This is a genomic window from Vibrio splendidus 12E03, from assembly GCF_000272105.2.
Lineage (GTDB): Bacteria > Pseudomonadota > Gammaproteobacteria > Enterobacterales > Vibrionaceae > Vibrio > Vibrio splendidus_I.
This window is the reverse complement of sequence record NZ_AJZD02000085.1, coordinates 13,483-32,038: the sequence shown is the minus strand read 5'-3', so window position 1 is coordinate 32,038 and position 18,556 is coordinate 13,483. Positions and strand designations below refer to the sequence as shown.

The 18,556-nt window shown below is 43.9% G+C and carries 15 protein-coding genes and 1 pseudogene; 11 read left to right on the top strand and 5 right to left on the bottom strand.

All coding sequences use genetic code 11. The features are described 5' to 3' along the window. The first annotated feature begins 158 nt into the window (after positions 1–158). Positions 159–359, top strand: a complete 201-nt coding sequence (locus A142_RS07820; RefSeq protein WP_010431457.1) for a hypothetical protein — start codon at positions 159–161, stop codon at positions 357–359. A 230-nt stretch (positions 360–589) separates the two neighbouring features. Here the strand turns inward: A142_RS07820 and malK are convergent, their stop codons facing one another. Then, positions 590–1,702, bottom strand: a complete 1,113-nt coding sequence (gene malK / locus A142_RS07815) for a maltose/maltodextrin ABC transporter ATP-binding protein MalK (protein ID WP_019822935.1) — start codon at positions 1,700–1,702, stop codon at positions 590–592. Positions 1,703–2,367: 665 nt separating this feature from the next. Between malK and malE the strand changes: the two genes are divergently transcribed. The 3 genes from malE (at position 2,368) to malG (ending at position 6,107) form a co-directional block, all read left to right on the top strand. Then, positions 2,368–3,552, top strand: coding sequence for a maltose/maltodextrin ABC transporter substrate-binding protein MalE (malE, locus tag A142_RS07810; protein WP_017060048.1), 1,185 nt, complete (start codon positions 2,368–2,370; stop codon positions 3,550–3,552). A gap of 81 nt (positions 3,553–3,633) precedes the next feature. Then, the gene (gene malF / locus A142_RS07805; protein WP_019822932.1) at positions 3,634–5,205 is read left to right on the top strand and encodes a maltose ABC transporter permease MalF; all 1,572 of its coding nucleotides are present in this window, start codon (positions 3,634–3,636) and stop codon (positions 5,203–5,205) included. Between the two features lie 11 nt (positions 5,206–5,216). Continuing rightward, positions 5,217–6,107 (top strand): maltose ABC transporter permease MalG, encoded by an 891-nt coding sequence (malG, locus tag A142_RS07800; RefSeq protein ID WP_019822930.1) that lies wholly within the window; start codon positions 5,217–5,219, stop codon positions 6,105–6,107. A 561-nt stretch (positions 6,108–6,668) separates the two neighbouring features. Here malG and A142_RS07795 read toward each other — a convergent pair. The 4 genes and pseudogenes from A142_RS07795 to A142_RS07785 form a co-directional block, all read right to left on the bottom strand. After that, a complete protein-coding gene (locus tag A142_RS07795; protein WP_019822928.1) occupies positions 6,669–6,941 on the bottom strand; it encodes a hypothetical protein in 273 nt (90 codons plus the stop codon). A gap of 237 nt (positions 6,942–7,178) precedes the next feature. Beyond that, on the bottom strand, positions 7,179–7,682 hold the full coding sequence (locus A142_RS07790) for an acyl-CoA thioesterase (RefSeq protein ID WP_019822926.1): 504 nt from the start codon (positions 7,680–7,682) through the stop codon (positions 7,179–7,181). A 408-nt stretch (positions 7,683–8,090) separates the two neighbouring features. Then, a pseudogene (locus A142_RS25625) lies at positions 8,091–8,345 on the bottom strand (peptide ABC transporter substrate-binding protein); the annotation flags it as partial. 48 nt (positions 8,346–8,393) lie between these two features. Beyond that, entirely contained in the window at positions 8,394–9,287 is an 894-nt protein-coding gene (locus A142_RS07785; protein WP_019822924.1) for a DMT family transporter, read from the bottom strand. A 98-nt stretch (positions 9,288–9,385) separates the two neighbouring features. Between A142_RS07785 and A142_RS07780 the strand changes: the two genes are divergently transcribed. The 7 genes from A142_RS07780 to A142_RS07750 all read left to right on the top strand — a co-directional run bounded on the left by A142_RS07780 (position 9,386) and on the right by A142_RS07750 (position 18,508). After that, positions 9,386–10,174 (top strand): AraC family transcriptional regulator, encoded by a 789-nt coding sequence (locus A142_RS07780; RefSeq protein ID WP_017101015.1) that lies wholly within the window; start codon positions 9,386–9,388, stop codon positions 10,172–10,174. A gap of 599 nt (positions 10,175–10,773) precedes the next feature. Then, positions 10,774–11,907, top strand: coding sequence for an OmpP1/FadL family transporter (locus A142_RS07775; RefSeq protein WP_019822920.1), 1,134 nt, complete (start codon positions 10,774–10,776; stop codon positions 11,905–11,907). Between the two features lie 297 nt (positions 11,908–12,204). After that, complete coding sequence (locus tag A142_RS07770) at positions 12,205–13,530, top strand: anaerobic sulfatase maturase (protein ID WP_019822918.1); 1,326 nt, start codon at positions 12,205–12,207, stop codon at positions 13,528–13,530. 3 nt (positions 13,531–13,533) lie between these two features. After that, entirely contained in the window at positions 13,534–14,379 is an 846-nt protein-coding gene (locus A142_RS07765) for a LysR family transcriptional regulator (RefSeq protein WP_019822917.1), read from the top strand. A gap of 230 nt (positions 14,380–14,609) precedes the next feature. Then, positions 14,610–16,964 (top strand): arylsulfatase, encoded by a 2,355-nt coding sequence (locus tag A142_RS07760; RefSeq protein WP_019822916.1) that lies wholly within the window; start codon positions 14,610–14,612, stop codon positions 16,962–16,964. A 204-nt stretch (positions 16,965–17,168) separates the two neighbouring features. After that, on the top strand, positions 17,169–17,480 hold the full coding sequence (locus A142_RS07755) for a hypothetical protein (RefSeq protein ID WP_010432893.1): 312 nt from the start codon (positions 17,169–17,171) through the stop codon (positions 17,478–17,480). Then, positions 17,477–18,508 carry an HlyD family secretion protein gene (locus tag A142_RS07750; protein ID WP_010432896.1) on the top strand — a complete coding sequence of 344 codons (1,032 nt, stop codon included), beginning with the start codon at positions 17,477–17,479 and terminating at the stop codon, positions 18,506–18,508. The genes A142_RS07755 and A142_RS07750 overlap by 4 nt, the downstream gene beginning before the upstream one ends. Positions 18,509–18,556 lie beyond the last annotated feature (48 nt).

Here is an 18,556-nt window from a genome sequence, read left to right as displayed (position 1 = left end):
ATTCATTTAATCGTGAATTCAGCTCTTTTTATTTACGGGCTTGTTTTCTTCTAACTGACGTTCGCTTGATCTGGTTTCGGGCTTTGCACTCAATCGCCCTAGCATCATAGGGCGTAAATGAGTAAAATCTGGTTAGGTTTAATATTTAGGTAAGTATCATGAGCGATTTTGAAAAAGAACTAGAGCAGATGACTCAAGAGATGGGCGATGAGCCTGAGGTGAAACTGCCATCTCTTGAAGAGCAAAAAGCAATTGTTGCTGAGTTCAAGCGACTAGAAGCGGAAGGCAAACTGACACCTGAAGTGTTAGAGAAGCATTTTGGCCAGTTCAACAAACAGAATGATACGCCAATTCACTAAGTCGATTTAGACAGGTTTCATGTCTGAAAGAAGTGATATTAGCGGTTGGGTTTATAGCCTAACTAACAGATAAGGGTCTAGCAGTTGCTAGACCTTTTTTATTGCCGCTAGCTCAAGAAAAATGGCTGATTCACGAACGATTCAATGTAAGTAAAATTGTTTCCAACACATAAAAAAATCCCCCTTACTGAGTAAGAGGGATTCGATATGGGCAGTTATATCCTAAGCGATTAGTCTGTGCCGTATTCTTTGTACAAACGACGACATGCGCGGCCATCGCTGTGGAACAGGTGACAACGGTGCGCTGGAATACCAATCGCCAACTTATCACCTGATTCGATTTTTAACGTGTCTGGCTGGCGATAGATAACATCAGCATCGGCACTTTCAAGGTTTAGGTAAACCTGAGTTTCGTTACCTAGTTTCTCTACCATCATCACGTCAGCTTCAATCGTCGCGTCACCTGATTCAGCAGACATCAAGTGTTCAGGGCGAATACCCAGAGACATACGGTCACCAGCATTAACAGTCGTACCATCAACTGGGATCCAGAAAGTCATGCCGTTAGAAAGTTGAACTTGTACGCGTTCTGCTTCAGCTTGTTCAATGTGTACCGACATGAAGTTCATCTTCGGTGAGCCAATAAAGCCAGCAACGAAACGGTTTTGAGGGTAGTGGTAAAGGTCAAGCGGCTTACCGACTTGAGATACATAACCACCATCCAGAACAACGATTTTATCCGCCATTGTCATCGCTTCCACTTGGTCGTGGGTAACGTAGATCATGGTACAACCCAGTTGACGCTGTAGCTTGGTGATTTGCGAACGCATTTGAACACGTAGTGCAGCATCTAGGTTTGATAGAGGCTCATCAAGTAGGAATACGTTTGGTTGAGAAACCAGAGTACGACCAATCGCAACACGTTGACGTTGACCACCAGAAAGTGCTTTAGGTTGACGCTCAAGAAGGTGACCAAGCTGAAGAATTTCTGCAGCATGTTCAACACGCTTGTCGATTTCAGCTTTATTTGCGTTTGCTAGCTTAAGACCGAAAGACATGTTGTCGTATAGGTTAAGGTGAGGGTAAAGCGCGTATGATTGGAATACCATACCTACGCCACGCTTTGACGGTTCAACGTCATTCATGCGCTTGTCGCCAATGTACAAATCACCAGACGTAATGTCTTCTAGACCTGCGATACAACGTAATAGCGTCGATTTGCCACAACCTGATGGTCCAACGAATACTACGAATTCACCTTCGTTGATGTCTAAGGTTACGTCCTTAGAAATCTGTACATCACCATATGATTTATAAACGTTTTTTAACGTGACACTCGCCATCTAGCTTGTCCTCGATCGATCAAATTTTAAGTTTTACTGCTTATCATTATAAGAAATTTTTGGGTAAGCAGTAACTGTAGGAATTGGTAAGTATTGAGTGAGTAAGAAAAAAAGTGGGTGAGACTTGGCTTCTTTAACCAAGCCCACCCGTCATAGCCAAACTGATGCCCATTTCCCCCACATCCAGCTAAACCTCCCCCGTGATTCAATCACAGATTTAGCTCGATGCTAATATAAGACACCAGCGGGCAGTGAAGCCAACTAAATGAATAATGCGTCAACGCATAACACTTGCCGGTAAAGGGTTCTTACTATCCACTCTTGGATGAATGCAGTTTCGGTGAAATGGCGTAAGGGTACATCCTCCTAATGGAAAATTAACTAGGGGGAGTAGGAGGGGAGGAGTAGATAAATGGGGTTATTAATAATTGGCGATCCAGTTCAAATAAATCCACCATGTAACGGTGATGTTGATCACGATGACTATGCGTTTTGTGATTTCAGTCTCTAATCTGACCGGATGGCGATCACGAATTTAAGCCATAATAGCTAGGGCGTAGTGGCTAGGATGATGAGCTAAGGTCTGTTTTCTCAGATCATAACCTCCGAAAACTGGCTCGTCTTGGTAGATGTGCCCTACGTATAAATATAAAAAGGATATTCACATGAAAAACGCTCTAAGCGCTGTAGCTCTAGGTACAATAGTTGCTCTGGGTTCTTTTGGTGCAAATGCTGCTATCGAAGAAGGACAACTAACAATCTGGGTAGGTGGTGACAAAGCTTATGAAGGCATGGCTGAAGTAGGTAAACGCTTCGAAGAAGATACTGGTGTTAAAGTAACCGTCGCTTTCCCTGACAAGCTAGAAGAGAAATTCCCTCAAGTAGCTGCAGCTGGCGATGGCCCAGACATGATCTTCTACGCACATGACCGTTTTGGCGGCTATGCAGAAGCGGGACTTCTTGTTGATATCAAACCTTCTAAAGAAACTAAAGAAGGTATCGTAGACTTCGCATGGGACGCTGTTTCATACGAAGGTAAAACAATCGCATACCCTGTTGCTGTTGAGTCAGTTTCTCTAATTTATAACAAAGCGCTTGTTCCTAACCCACCTAAGTCTTGGGAAGAAATCCCAGCACTTGATGCTGAACTTAAAAAAGACGGCAAGAAAGCAATCATGTGGCCTCTACGTGGCGGCGCTTACTTCACATGGCCTCTACTTGCAGCTGACGGCGGTTACGCATTCAAACAGACTGCAGAAGGTTACGACATTAAAGATGCGGGCGTAGCGACTGATGGTGTTCAGAAGTCTCTAGGTTTCATCGAGAAGATGGTACAAGACAAAGTTATCTCTGCAGACATGGATTACTCAGTTGCTGAGTCTGAATTTGTTGCGGGTAACGTTGCAATGACAATCAACGGCCCTTGGGGTTGGGAAAACATCAAGAAAGCTGGCGTAGATTACGGCGTAACAACTTTACCTAAGTTCAACGGTAAAGCGTCTAAGCCTTTCGTTGGTGTATGGGCGGGTGGTATCAGCACTGCGTCTCCAAACCGCGACCTAGCTGTTGAGTTTATGGAAAACTACCTATTAACTGATGAAGGTATGAAGAGCCTGAACGACGACAAGCCACTAGGTGCTGTTGCTCTTAACTCTTTCCAACGTCAACTAGACAGCGATACTCGTATTGCAGCAACAATGGACAACGCGATGAACGGTGAAATCATGCCTAACATCCCTCAGTTCACAACATTCTGGTACAGCATGGAAGAAGCGATCGGCAACGTAGTTGACGGCCGTCAATCAGTAGACCAAGCACTAAAAGCTGCTGAAGGTCGTATGGTTAAGTAACACCCAGGCACTACCTTTTAAGGAGGGGGTAACCTCTCCTTACTTTTCTATTTTTTATCTATATCGCTAGCAGGTTCCTCTATGCAGTCAGTTCAAGGTACAGATGCTATCCCAGCACCATCAAGCCTTCCAGGCAGTAAAAGCGTCTTCATCAAATGGGGGTTGCTTGGTAGCGTTGGCTTAATAAACGGCTACGCTACAATTCTAATGTATTCTCGCGGTGAGCTCGCTTTTGCGCTGCTTACAGTGATCTTAACGGCTTTGGCACTTTACATTTTTGGTAGTAAAAAAACTTACGCCCACCGTTATATTTACCCAGGTATTGCCGGAATGATCTTGTTCATTCTTTTCCCATTGGCATACACCGTAGGGCTTGCGTTTACTAACTACAGCGCGAAAAACCAACTTTCTCTAGAGCGTACTCAAACCGTTCTTTTAGACCGTTCTTTCCAAAGCGGTGAGAGCTACCCATTTACTTTGTACAAGACAGATGACGGTCACCAGATCGTTGTAAAAGATGGCGATCAACTGTTAGCGACTGACGTATTTTCTCTAGACAATATGACAGAAACAGAGATGGACCTATCTGTTATCGAGTCTGCGCAAGGTGAAAAAGAGAAGATCAAAGCGATCATCCAAAACCGTTCAGCGATCAGTGGTGTTGATTTCAATCTACCGGACGGTGGTGACATCCGCATGAGTGGCTTACGTAAGTTTGCTTCTGTTGCCCCGCTTTACACCCTTCAAGATGATGACGAAACGTTAATCAACAATGAAACGGGTGAAGTTCTCAAGCCGAATATGGATGTGGGTTTCTACCAGCCTGTTGATGCAAACGGTGAGTTTATCGGTAACACCATCTCTCCAGGTTTCGTGGTTAGCATTGGTACACATAACTTTGAGCGTGTATGGAAAGATGACGGCATTAAAGAACCGTTTATCAGCATCTTTATTTGGACGGTTATCTTCTCAGTATGTACCGTAGCGTTCACGCTAGTTATCGGCCTTGTACTGGCTAACATCGTGCAATGGGAAGAGTTGAAAGGTCGTTCTATTTATCGTGTTTTACTGATTCTACCTTACGCTGTGCCCGCGTTCATCTCGATTCTTATCTTTAAGGGTCTATTCAACCAAAGCTTTGGTGAGATCAACATGGTGCTCGAGAATATCTTCGGCTTAAGCCCGAACTGGTTCTCAGACCCGATTCTTGCGAAAACCATGGTGTTGATGGTTAACACATGGCTAGGTTTCCCTTACATGATGATTCTATGTATGGGTCTGCTTAAAGCGATTCCTGATGATTTATACGAAGCGTCAGCAATCGATGGTGCGAACTTCCTTGATAACTTTAAGCGCATTACGTTCCCATTGATGATTAAACCGCTTACACCGCTATTGATTGCAGCGTTTGCCTTTAACTTCAACAACTTCGTAATGATTCAACTATTGACGAACGGTGGCCCGAACATGATTGGTACTTCTGAGCCAGCGGGTTACACAGACTTGCTTGTAAGCTACACGTACCGAATTGCATTCGAAGGTGGCGGCGGTCAAGACTTCGGTCTAGCAAGTGCTATCGCAACGCTTATCTTCCTATTGGTTGGTGCACTAGCGTTACTAAACCTTCGTTTCACTAAACTGTCTCAAGATTAAGGAGCACGACAATGGCTATGGTACAAGGTAAAGGCCTTAAATACCGAGTGTGGGCAACGCATGCAGTGTTGTGGTGCTTCTTGGCAATGATTATCTTCCCACTACTGATGATCATCGCGATCTCGTTCCGTGAAGGTAACTTCGCAACCGGTAGTTTGATTCCAGATAACCCATCATTGGAACACTGGAAGCTAGCATTAGGTATGTCAGTGACGAACGCAGATGGATCGGTAACGTCACCTCCGTTCCCAGTACTGACTTGGTTATGGAACTCGATTAAAGTGGCAGGTGTTACATCGATTTTAATCGTGGCACTGTCAACGACATCGGCTTACGCATTTGCTCGTATGCGCTTCAAAGGTAAAGAAACTATCCTGAAAGCGATGATGATTTTCCAAATGTTCCCAGCAGTACTGGCTCTAGTAGCAATCTACGCGCTGTTTGACAAACTTGGTCAATACATTCCGTTCTTAGGCTTGAACACACACGGTGGTCTAATCTTCTCTTACCTAGGTGGTATTGCATTGCACGTATGGACGATTAAAGGTTACTTTGAAACGATTGATAACTCTCTGGAAGAGGCAGCTGCCCTTGATGGTGCAACGCCTTGGCAAGCATTCAGACTGGTTCTACTACCGCTGTCTGTGCCAATCCTAGCGGTTGTGTTTATCCTATCTTTCATCGCGACGGTGGGTGAGGTACCAGTAGCGTCTATCCTACTTACAGATGTGAACTCTTACACACTAGCAGTAGGTATGCAGCAGTACCTATATCCTCAGAACTACCTATGGGGTGACTTTGCGGCAGCGGCTGTACTATCAGCACTTCCGATTACTATCGTGTTCTTACTTGCTCAACGTTGGTTAGTTGGCGGTTTGACGGCAGGTGGTGTAAAAGGATAAGCTGTACTCTATAAGAAAGAAAAAGAGCGACCGTTAGGTCGCTCTATATTGGCATTTTTATTACATCATTTGGTTTGGCCGCCGATCAGTAATAAAAATAACCCTCAGGTTACGCATAGCTGGCTACTAATCAGGTTCCTTACGCTATTAATGATTAGTGGTTTTTGTAACTCTAACCCAGGTATTTACTTGGGTTTTTTTATGCCTGCTACTGTTTGTTTTTTGTCTCAGCGTTACTCGTCAACTATCGCGCTCATATCTACTTTAAAACCCAAAGTTTCGAGTTACTTCTCTCCTAAATACCGACCACTTCATTTTGGTTACTTGTAGAAATGAACGAGTCTCACAAATCAGACACTCAGTATAAGTGGCCGTTGTACTATTGATATGTTGCTAATATTCCAATGCGTGATACTTCAATGATTTGTATGCAACAAAACCTGAAATTGCACTGAAAATGTGTAGGGAAGCGAGAGGCAGTTACAGAGTCTTTAAGTGGTATTTGCGAGGGTTATGAAAGTGGTTTTATTTATATATCTGGTTTTTGGCGGGAGTTAGAAATCAGAACTCTTTGCTCGAGGGAGCACAGCCTAAGTGTTGCAATAACACATAGATACTTTCTTGATCGAGTGCCACGCGACGAAATAGATCGGCAAATGTCGGATCTCCACCGAAACACGTTTGGATATAGTGGTTGATTTCATTGCTGTCGTAGCCTTCGACGTACAAAGTTCTAACCCATTGGTACTCAACAGCCTTTAAATTGTTCAGTGTAGACTCGCTAAGAGTGGGGCGTATGACGCTCAAGAGTGGCTCCAAGAAATTCAAATGCATCTATTATGATTGGCGGTATTTAATCAGAGCAAAATGACGACTTTATTACAGTCAAAATAAATCAGTGAACAAGTGCCGATTCATTTCAACCTTTGGCTGGGTATCACGCTCTTGTCGTCTGTATTGGGCGTGCAGCGGGTTTGGCGGTGTAGAGCACGAAGGTATCAAATAGATCAATGCCAAGCAGGCGCTTGGCATTGTAATAAGGTTTTGTAGGGGGAGGGCTGCTGGTGGACCTTATTTCAGGTACTTCACGTGAGCTTCCATCTCTTCACCAATCTGTTTTCGCATGTTCATTAGGCGAATAGCCGAATCTCGTAATTCGATGTCTTCTGGCGTCTCTGGTATCCACTCTGGTACTTTAGTCGGGTTACCATTCTCATCAACAGCGACCATAATAACGATACAGTGAGTTGTTAGGCGGTTATTGAGCTCTTTAGGGTCGCTTGCTTGCACGTCGATAGCGATATGCATTGAAGATGAACCTGTGTAGATGACCTTTGCACTTACCTCCACAAGGTTGCCTACATGAATTGGGGCAACGAATCGAATTCCGCCTGCATAGGCTGTTATACAGTATTTACCGCTCCACCCTGCAGAACAAGCGTAGGCTGCTAAATCGATCCACTTCATTGCTGCACCACCATGAACTTTACCACCAAAGTTCACATCCCCGGGTTCAGCTAAAAAACGCAGAGTAACGTCTCGTTTACCATCTTGTCGGCTATTGCTACTGCTCATCTATCTTCCTTCATTATTATTTTGCTGCATAACATGCTTGTTACTTGCTAGTAACAATATACTTAAGATGACATAAGTTAAAGCGGATAATCTCACGGTTAAGACTATTTTTTTCAAACAGATGATCAGTTGATGAATATTGGTGCTTAAAGGCGTATCAGGCGAATGGCAAACATGGATGAAGTGATATCAAGCAAGAGAATAGAAATACTGATTAAGTCACTAGATAGGTCGATTGCAAAAAAAAACACCTAGCGCAATGCTAGGTGTTTCTAAGCCGTGTGGTACTCATGTCGGTACCTTTTTTGTGTTAGCCAACTAACCGCTGTTGATTTGGTTTAGTTAAAGTGACTGTATCTCAGTTACCACTAAAGTGGTAGTGGTTATTGTTTTCTTATCAGCTCACTTTTACTGTTTTAAAAAGTATAGATCCTTCGCGTAGATATTTCCTTTCGGATTATTGTTTGGGAAGCCTTTTAGTGTATTTCGCACTAATCGTGTGTGATTGTAATGATACAGAGGCATAACTGCTGCAGAATCGTTGAGTAACGACTCAGCATGCTGATATAAAGTAAAGCGTTTAGACTGATCTTCCGTTTTGCTCGCTTGCTGTAAGAGCTCATCGTAATCGGGATTACAGTAGCCACTCTCATTTGCTGTGTGAAACGTGAGTTTGAATATTTACCCTAATATGAGCGTCGGGTAATGCGTTTAGCTTTGTTGAGGGAGAGGAGCCTCAAGCCTTGGTTTTCTCTTTATTTGAGCAAGGATGACACCTGAAATGACCATCACACCACCAATGACATGGAACTGGTTAATCTCTTCGCCTAGCCAAGTGGAAGCTAATACAATTGCGATAACTGGCATCAAGTTCATGAACATCGCACTTGAGTCCGCACCAATGGTATCAATCGCTTTCACCCACATCCAAGGTGCTAAAATCGAAGCGGCCACCGCGGCGTAAGCTATTAATGGGATCGCTTGTTGCGGTGGTAAAAGCTGTTCGCTGGTAAGCCAAAGTGGCGCTAGCATTGCGACGGCAAAAAGCCCCTGCATGTAAATCACAACCCAGTTACTGATTGGCATTTTCCAGCGTTTCAACAGCACACAGTAAGAAGCATAAACAAAGGCTGCAATCAGCATATAGCCGTCGCCTTGAGTCAATTCTTGGTGCATGAAGAACAAAGGATCGCCTTTACCTAACATCAAAGCTAAACCTGACAGTGACAACACACCGCCCACAATACTCAAACTAGAAATGGACTTGTGTAACAAAGGAACGCTTAGAAACACACTGATCAACGGGACTAGAGACGTGATCAATGCCATGTTGGAAGCCGTTGTGGTTAAGCCTGCGTAGTAACCTAGAGATTGGTTTAATACCATGCCTAAAAAGCCGAGGAACGCTAATTTCGACAGGTTTGGTTTAATGACGGCCCACTGTTTCATCACTGGACGAATACAGAAAGGCGTGAGAATTAACATCGCAAAAAACCAGCGGTAAAAACTCATCGCGCTAGGTTCTATGGTGCTTGCAGCAAGCTTATTGACGATTGCATTGGCGCCCCAGATACAGACTGTAAAAAATGGTAAGAGATAATGCATGTGAATTCCGTCGCAAATGAGTTGATGCGACTAGTTTGACAGGTCGTTATACTTACAAGTATCTTTAGAAAGACATCAGGCGCGATAGGAAGACAAGTTTGAAAAAACACTCCAGAAACCTTCACCCATCCTTATCAATTGATAAGGCACCATCCAACGTATTTATGAATTTTGAAGCGTTTCTTTCGAACACTGAAACCCGAGTTCATAGCCACTCATGGGGACAGGTTCAATTGATCAGTGGCGGTATATTAGAGATGGAAGCGGAAAGCACCCGATTTCTAGCGCCACCACATTTGGCGATTTGGGTACCGGCCGGGGTAATGCATTGCAGTTATAACCGTAAGCCTTTGGACTACTGCTCGCTAAATATCGCCCCAGAGCTAACGCAACATTTGCCAGATAAAACCAGCCTTATAAAGATCACGCCGATTGTGTCTTCGATCATCGATGATTTTCGCGAGCGTGGAATCAATGTTGCGGAAACAGAACAAGATCAAAGGCTCGTTCAGGTACTGCTTGACCAACTTGCGCAGCGTGAGGTTGAACACCACTTCTTGCCTTCAACTGACAATAAGTACCTAGCGCCTATATTGGCTTCTGTTGAAGAGAACCCAACCGATGAAGTGACGCTGAAAGATTGGGCTGAACGTGTCCACACCACGGAAAGAACCCTTTCTCGCCATTGCCAGACGGAGCTCGGAATGAGCTTTACGGAGTGGCGACTGCGAGTGCGCTACCTCTACTCAATGGACTTGTTGAGGAATGGCCAATCGGTAAAAGAGGTCGCTCTAACATTGGGTTATAACCAAGCGAGTCCATTTATTACCATGTTCAAACGTTATGCGAACCAAACGCCAGAGCAGTATAAGAACCGTTTGTTGTAACCCGAGCAGAGCTCGCATGGCTAACATGACGAGAACCCCCGACATAACTATAACGTAGTCAAAGCCGCGCACCTACTACCTAAAAGCGTACGTTTAATATACTACTAAATATAAATCGCATAAAGACGACGCCGTAAGGTTTAACTATAAACCCCGTTTATAGCAAATGTAATCCCCACCAACTATTTAGACCAAAACTGAACCTATAGAATAGTGGAACACACTTATATGGACCGTTTTCATTAATGGCCAGGTCGACGGGTTCTGTTTGTCATTTTGGTTGCAACTCCCTTTTCTATTTCGAAACACACCAACTCTGTCCTGGACACCCAGTCAATTGTTAAATGAGTGATGACACGTTAAATGCGGATATGAATCGGGGCATCGAAAATCTACAAGTGAAATTGGTCTAAGTTAAACGAAATCCAAGACAATATTGAGTTTGTGGCTGAGTTGAATGACAAGAAAGGTTCGGGCGCCACTTAATTACTAATTACGTGAACGCTCTAGCTTTTATTGCGGATGGTTCAAGTGTGGGCTTGTTGCAAGTGTGCGATACGCCGAAAAATTCTCTCGAAACATCCTAAGGAATCTATAAAATGAAGATGACGCAAGTCGCTCTCAATGTTGTGGTTGCATGTGCCACTCTTACCCCCTTTTGGGTCAATAGTGCTGGCTTAAGCATGTCTCAAATAGCGACAACCAAAAGCGTTGCAACAGCAGGGGCCGCCAACGTTACAAACAGTTCTGACTCTTCTGCAACAATCTCAAATGCTGCTGCACTTTCTGGCATTGAAGATCGCTCGTATGTTTCGGGCGCTCAGTATATCAATGTATTCAACCAGTTCACTCGTGATGATTCAGGAGAGAGCACTGAAGCCTCAAAGGGGTTAATCGCACCTCACGCCTCTTATGCTAAAAGAGTGAATAAGAAAGCGGTACTTGGAATTAGTCTTCATTCCGCGGGTGGCTTAGGTGCTGAATATAGCAATGGTGTCGGCGCCAATCCAATTAATGCCATTTCAGAGAACGCTATTGCTGTCGTCGATATTACAACTGGTGTTTCATATCAAGTTACAGACAAGCTCTCCCTTGGCGGTTCTTTGATTCTTCAATACATGAAAATAGACGTCGTTGGTGGCGTGAACACTCAATTGGAAGAACTTGCTACCGGTGACAGTGTTGCTCCTTCTTTTGCACTGAGCTCGTACTACACGTTGAGCGACAATACACACTTAGGTATGCAATATCGGCATAAAACAGACCATGAAATTGATATTGAAACGTCGCTAGATGTGAATCCAACAGCGAATTTATCTTGGGTTACTAGTATCGACTTGGGGCTTAAGCATGCTCTTTCCAAACAAACTGATTTAATGGTTAACGCTAAGTTTGAAAACTGGGAAGATTATGATGACAAATATACATGGACCTATTCTATAGGTGTTGGCGCGGCGCATAAGATGGATAAATTTACGATTTATGGTGGCGCTAGCTACGACTCTTCTCCAGTGAACGAGAATGAGCGAGACGTACTACTGCCCGTTGACCAGCAATGGCGCATTGGGTTTGGTAGTGAGTATGAGCTTGAATCTGGCAACAAGTTAGGCTTAGCGTATCAATATCAAAATAATGGAATCGCGGATATCACAGCCGACAACGTGACACTCCAGCCAACAGGAAGTTATGAAGATAACCGTATTCACTTTGTGACCCTTTCTTATCGTCACTGATTCGTTTAACAAGCCTAGATGTCGAGTTATACACTTTAAACTCACCCAGAACCAAAGCAGAAGAATATAAGAGTAGAGAGCAGAAGAAGGCTTTGGTTAATCACTAAAATGTGTCGATATTTGTCGGTGGTCGTGGATTTGAGCTATTCAGAGGTATGAACTATAAATCCTGTTTATAGTAAATGTAACCACCACCGACTATTTAGCCAGAAACTGAACCTATAGAATGGTGATACACACTTATGGACGCTTCTCACTAATTAGCCACAATGGATGGGCTGACTATAAGGTTCACTCATGCAAGCACCTCACAATTGTCACGTAATGGCCAAGCCGACCGGCTCTGTCTGTAATCTTGATTGCAGTTACTGTTTCTATCTTGAAAAACACCAACTCTATCCTGAACGTCAAACAAACTGGCGAATGAGTGATGACACGCTAATTTCCTATATAAAGCAGACCATTGAAGCTCAAAGCAACAACCATGTTCAATTTACTTGGCAGGGCGGTGAACCAACAATGATGGGGCTCGCGTTTTTTGAAAAAGCCATGCAGTTATGTGAACAGTACGGAAAGGGAAAAAAACTTGAACACACCTTTCAAACCAACGGTATTTTGCTTAACGATGCTTGGTGTGAGTTTTTCAAAAAACATCACTTTTTAGTCGGTGTGTCCATTGATGGGCCACAAGATCTACACGATGCTTACCGAGTCACCCGCTCGGGTAAACAAACACATGCTCAAGTTATGCAAGGTATCGAATTGTTAAAAAAGCATGGTGTTGAGTTTAATACGCTTACCGTCGTCAATAATGAAAATGTAAAGCATCCAAAGCGGGTGTATCAGCATTTGAAAGAGATTGGTTCAACGTATATTCAGTTTATTCCGTTGGTCGAACGAGCGAAGCAAACATGTTCTCAAACGGATTTAAAACTTGTCTTACCCGATGAGCCTTTAGCGGAAGTGACGTCATGGTCGGTGCCTTCGCAAGCCTATGGCGAATTTCTTTGTGACATTTTTGATGTATGGGTACGCAAAGATGTGGGCTCCATTTTTGTGAATATGTTTGATAGTACGTTGAGTGCTTGGTGCGGACAGCAGTCTGGAATGTGTCATTTTACTGAACGTTGTGGTCATGCTTTTGCTCTTGAGGCGAACGGGGACTTATACAATTGTGACCATTATGTATACCCAGAACATCGTTTGGGCAATATTCATCATAAATCGATTTCTGAATGCAATAACAGCCAGCAAGCCATTGAGTTTGGCCTACAAAAACAGACAACATTGACTCCCGACTGTAAAAAATGCCCATTTCAGTTTGCCTGCAATGGAGGGTGTCCAAAACATCGTTTTGAACGTAGTTCAAGCGGACATCCAGGGCATAACTACTTTTGCCAAGGCTATAGAAAATTCTTCGAGTACAGTGCTCAATACATGAAAGAAATGCGTAGGCTATTATCTGTTGGTCGTTTTGCCGATGAAATCATGTTGGCATTGGCTTATCAAGATGTGAAGCTGACAGCAGTTGTAAGCAAAAGCTCGGTGACCATTGGTCGTAATCAATCTTGTTCTTGTGGAAGTGGTATAAAGTACAAACATTGCTGCGGAGTAAGAAGGTAAACCATGGATTTTGATCTGAATTTGATAAAAGTATTCTTAGAAGTTTACCAGTATCACTCTTATACCAAAGCCTCTGAAACCATAGGTATCACACAACCTGCGGTGAGTGCATCTATAAAGCGAATGGAACAAGAGATTGGTGAGCCCCTGTTTTATCGAGAGGGGCGGACGATGAAACCGACCGCGATGGCCATTCGTTTAGCCGCTCGATTTCGCGTTGGGTTTGATGAAATACAAAATGCCTTGAGTGAGCGTTTTACTTATTCGGTTTATGTGAACGAGGCGCTGGCATTGGATTTGCCCGTTCTACCGTCAATGATGATAGAACATACTCCATTAGATCAGGAAATACTGCTGCACCAACTTAAATCGTTATCTGTCGATTTAGCCGTGGGCATATTTATGGTCAAAGACCACTCCATTGTCACTGAGCCGTTATTCAGCGAATCGACCGTTATTGTGTGCCGTCGTGACCATCCAAGAATTCATGGTCATATTTCACGGAATCAATTCTATGAAGAGGGGCATGTCGCATTAGCCACCCAATGGAAAGGAATGGATGGATTCGAACATATCCGCTTGGAGAGTCCAAAAAGTAGGAATATCCAATGCAAGACCCATTCAATTTCAGCGATGCTGCTTGATGTCACCATCAGCGATAGAGTTGCGATCGTACCTCGACATCTTGCACTCAATTGGCAAGAGCGTTTAAATTTTCAAGTACTGGAAAACCCGATAGAGCATAAGCCATTGGAATACTGTCTGGCATACCATCGACGCTATCAAAAAACAGAAAACCACATAAAAGTTAGAGAAACTATTCGAGCACACCTAGGATGCGCGGATTAGTACTATAAACCCCACTTATTGCTGATATAAACGCCACGCTCTACCTGCATATCCCCCTTTTGAATAACCTTAGCACTGAAAAACTACATTGGTGCTGAGGCTATTTTCTTTGACCCCTCGCCATTGAGTTTTACATCTCTGATCTATTTTGCTTCGCTAAATGACGGTATACGGATGTCTTTAGCACAACAGGTAGACCGGAGTTAATTCCTGTTCTCAAAGGTGTCCGAATGAAAAAGCTTAGTGCCATCATGATGTCTTGTTTTGCTGCGGGTTCTGTCGCACAAGAGGTCTTACCGTTTCCTAGTCAGCCATCGACCTCGGTGGCCAAACATACTCTTGCTGAATCTACTCATAACAAGCGTCCTATTTCTAACCATCTACCTGAAGATGCTCCTAATATCGTCATCGTGATGATCGATGATGTCGGCCCAGGCCAAACGTCGACTTACGGCGGTCCAATCAATACGCCTACGTTAGATGAAATCTCTGGTGAAGGTATTTCCTACAACCGTTTCCACTCGACAGCGATGTGTTCGCCTACACGAGCTTCATTGCTTACTGGTCGAAACCATCACCGTGTTGGCGCAGGTGTTATTGCGGAATACGCTAACGATTGGGATGGTTATGCAGGGGTGATCCCGAAAACCAGTGCGACCTTTCCTGAAGTACTTAAAAACTACGGTTATTCAACCTCTGCTTTTGGTAAATGGCACAACACTCACCCGTTAGATTCCACAGCTGCGGGGCCTTTTGATAATTGGCCTACGGGTTATGGTTTTGAATATTTCTATGGGTTTGTTGGTGCTGGTGCATCTCAATATGAACCGACTATGGTGGAAAACACCACGTTTGTTGATCCAGAAAAAATCCACCGCGAAGGCTATCACATGAGTGAAGATCTTGCGGATCAAGCGATAAAGTGGATGCGTCAGCACAAGTCTTTACAGCCTGACAAACCTTTCATGATGTATTGGTCTAGTGGTGCGGCACACGGCCCTCACCATGTAACCAAAGAATGGGCTGATAAGTACAAGGGCAAATTCGACGCTGGTTGGGATGAATACAGAAAAGACGTATACGAAAAAGCCAAGAAAATGGGCTGGATTCCTGAAAACGCGCAGCTAACACCAAGGCCAGAAAGTATGCCTGCGTGGGACGATGTACCTGAAGATGAAAAAGCATTCCAAGCACGTTTAATGGAAGTGTACGCCGGCTTCATTGAGCATACCGACGCTCAGGTTGGTCGTTTGGCCGATGAAATCGATGAGCTTGGCTACAAAGACAACACTGTCTTCTTCTACTTGTGGGGTGATAATGGCGCGTCATCGGAAGGGCAAAACGGCACGCTTGCTGAATTGCTCGCTCAAAACGCCATTCCAACCACGACAAATCAACAAATTGAAGCGATGAACAAGGTCGGTTCAATTGATGAGCTAGGCGGTCCTAAATTCGAGAACATGGCGCATGCGGCATGGGCTTGGGCAGGCAGCTCCCCTTATAAATCAACCAAGTTAGTTGCGGCTCATTTTGGTGGAACACGTCAACCTCTTGCGGTGCGTTGGCCAGCGAAAATTGAACCCGATGCGACGCCACGCTCGCAATTCCATCACGTTAACGACATCGCGCCTACTATCTACGACATCTTAGACATTACACCACCTAAAGTGGTCAACGGTCATGTTCAAGATGAAATCGATGGTAAAAGCATGACTTATTCGTTTGACGATGCGGATGTGAAAGGGCAGAAGAAAACCCAATACTTTGAGATCTTAGGCAGTCGCGGTATCTATCATGATGGTTGGTTTGCGAGTGCGTTTGGGCCAAGAGCACCTTGGGTTCAAGGTATGCCCGAAGGTTTTAGAGAGTGGAGCCCTGAAACTGATAAATGGGAGCTATACCACATTGATGAGGACTGGTCTCAAGCGGTTGATCTGGCTGATAAGTACCCTGAAAAACTGGAAGAAATGAAGGCGATTTTCGAGCAAGAAGCGCAGGATAACAAAGCATTCCCGATTGGTGGATCATTATGGTCTACTGCAGCACACAGCCCGCAAGATGCGCCAGAGAGTAAATATACGCAATGGACGTATCCTGATGAAATCACCAGAATCCCTGAAATAGCAGCACCAAAAGTCGGCAACCGTTCTACGCTCGTTGAGTTTGATGCGGTGGTTACTCCTGATACGAATGGTGTGCTCTACGCGGTCGGTGCATTCTCAGGTGGTATGACGGTGTACGTGAAAGACGGAAAGCTTAACTATGAGTACAACCTGTTTTTGATGGAACACACACATATCCAATCTGAGAAAGTGTTACCAGAAGGTGAAGTGACGATAGAAGTTGAATCTAAAGCGACTAAGCCGGGGCCGTTTACGCCTTTCGATATCACCATCAAGGTGAATGGTGAAACGTTCGCCTCTGGTGTGGTTCCAAAAACAGCGCCTTCGTTCTTCTCATTCAATGATGGGTTTGATATTGGCTCTGATTTAGGCTCGCCAGTATCACAAGCTTATTATAATGAGATGCCGTTCAAATTTGACGGCAAAATCAAAGAAGTTCGTGTTAAGTACCTAGAACAATAAAGTGTATGCCGTCTATTGATACCGATGACAATGGGTATTGATAGGCGGCTTTTTTCGTTCATTCCGGGCTCAGTACTTAAGTGCGTAAATATATAAGTGCGTAAATATATAAGTGCATAAATATATAGGTGCATAAGTGCTTAAGTGATTGGAATAGGCCCAATGGCTTTGCCTTAGAGACGGGATGATAATTTAGGAAATCGTATGAAGATTCATCCAACTACCTTAGTTTACGATGCGTATCCTTCGGTCTACAACATTCTAGAATCGACATTGTTCATGTGGTTCATTGTGGCAGTCACGTTGGGCATCCTTGTATGGACATTGAGCAAGCTATGGTATGTCCATTCTATTCCCAAACACCTTGCTAAAGAGCGTGGTTTGGCTCAGGCCAAGTTGATTTTTTGGCTGTGCATATTGGGCATGTTTTACAAACCGCTCTGGATTATTGCGGTGCTCGCGATTGTGACAGACTGGGATAAATTACAACAGTGGATTAGAGGCGCTTCGCAATGAAAGAGATCATGCTCCCCTACATATTAGTGGTTTGGTTGTTATTCAAATTTAATGTACTCAAACGAACCCCTAAGAATTACTTTGTGTCTGTTGTGATTGGCTTGCTGTTACTGGTGAGTTTATTTGTCGGCCATCGCTTCTATTCGCCGATTGATTTGACCAATTCAACCACTGTCAAAGCCCCCCATGCTGTGATGTCTCCAACGCTTGGTCAACACATCGACAAAATATACGTTGATCATAATAGCGATGTGAAAAAAGGCGAAGTACTTTACACTCTCAAAGATGATCTGATCTCTGCGTCGATTTCTGAGGTTGATTCTGGTCTGATTGAAATTGATAGAACCATTGAAGCTCAAGAAGTGAAAGTGGCCCAAGCTAAGCGAAACCTATCGCGTAACCAGAACTTAGAGCAACATGTTAGCCTTAAAGAGTTAGAAGAAACTCAAGACAACGTTGAGTTTTTTATGGCTGAGTTGAACGTGTTGCATGCCAAGAAAGATGGTTTGCTCGCTAAGAAACAAAGCTTGATGTTTGACCTTGACCGCCTTACGGTTCGAGCTCCGTTTGATGGCATGATCACTCATGTTTTTATTGCGGATGGATCTCGAGTTGGTTCCCTGCATGTGTGGGATACATCGAAGAAGTTTGTCGAAATGCGTATCCCTGATCAAGCGTTTGCCAATATCGAAAAAGGTCAGTTTAGTGAGTTCTTTATTGATACATTTCCGGGGCAAATTTTCCGCTCTCGAGTTCACAGCAAAGTAAAAGCAACCGGTGAGGCTCAAGGAAATTTACTACCACAAGAGCAGCGAGTTTCGGCACACATTCAAAGGGGCTCTCCAGCAATTGGTCGAACCGTTATTTTAGAAATTGATGAAGAAACGATGAAAAAAATACCGATTGGCGCGACAGGCTCAGCATGGATCAGTGCGTCTAAGCCTTACCCTATACTCGGTTTTATAGACATCATTGGTGGGGCAACTTTACGTCTTGCGTCTGTTAAATCGTATCTATTGGCGATTTAATCTCTTTCATTTGTTAACTTTGAATAGAGTGATGAAGCAGCATAAAGG

Bases quoted from the DNA above. Each gene is read 5' to 3' on its own strand.
- A142_RS07820 (WP_010431457.1), top strand. From the start codon at position 159: ATGAGCGATTTTGAAAAAGAACTAGAGCAGATGACTCAAGAGATGGGC.
- malK (WP_019822935.1), bottom strand. From the start codon at position 1,702: ATGGCGAGTGTCACGTTAAAAAACGTTTATAAATCATATGGTGATGTA.
- malE (WP_017060048.1), top strand. From the start codon at position 2,368: ATGAAAAACGCTCTAAGCGCTGTAGCTCTAGGTACAATAGTTGCTCTG.
- malF (WP_019822932.1), top strand. From the start codon at position 3,634: ATGCAGTCAGTTCAAGGTACAGATGCTATCCCAGCACCATCAAGCCTT.
- malG (WP_019822930.1), top strand. From the start codon at position 5,217: ATGGCTATGGTACAAGGTAAAGGCCTTAAATACCGAGTGTGGGCAACG.
- A142_RS07795 (WP_019822928.1), bottom strand. From the start codon at position 6,941: ATGCATTTGAATTTCTTGGAGCCACTCTTGAGCGTCATACGCCCCACT.
- A142_RS07790 (WP_019822926.1), bottom strand. From the start codon at position 7,682: ATGAGCAGTAGCAATAGCCGACAAGATGGTAAACGAGACGTTACTCTG.
- A142_RS07785 (WP_019822924.1), bottom strand. From the start codon at position 9,287: ATGCATTATCTCTTACCATTTTTTACAGTCTGTATCTGGGGCGCCAAT.
- A142_RS07775 (WP_019822920.1), top strand. From the start codon at position 10,774: ATGAAGATGACGCAAGTCGCTCTCAATGTTGTGGTTGCATGTGCCACT.
- A142_RS07770 (WP_019822918.1), top strand. From the start codon at position 12,205: ATGCAAGCACCTCACAATTGTCACGTAATGGCCAAGCCGACCGGCTCT.
- A142_RS07765 (WP_019822917.1), top strand. From the start codon at position 13,534: ATGGATTTTGATCTGAATTTGATAAAAGTATTCTTAGAAGTTTACCAG.
- A142_RS07760 (WP_019822916.1), top strand. From the start codon at position 14,610: ATGAAAAAGCTTAGTGCCATCATGATGTCTTGTTTTGCTGCGGGTTCT.
- A142_RS07755 (WP_010432893.1), top strand. From the start codon at position 17,169: ATGAAGATTCATCCAACTACCTTAGTTTACGATGCGTATCCTTCGGTC.
- A142_RS07750 (WP_010432896.1), top strand. From the start codon at position 17,477: ATGAAAGAGATCATGCTCCCCTACATATTAGTGGTTTGGTTGTTATTC.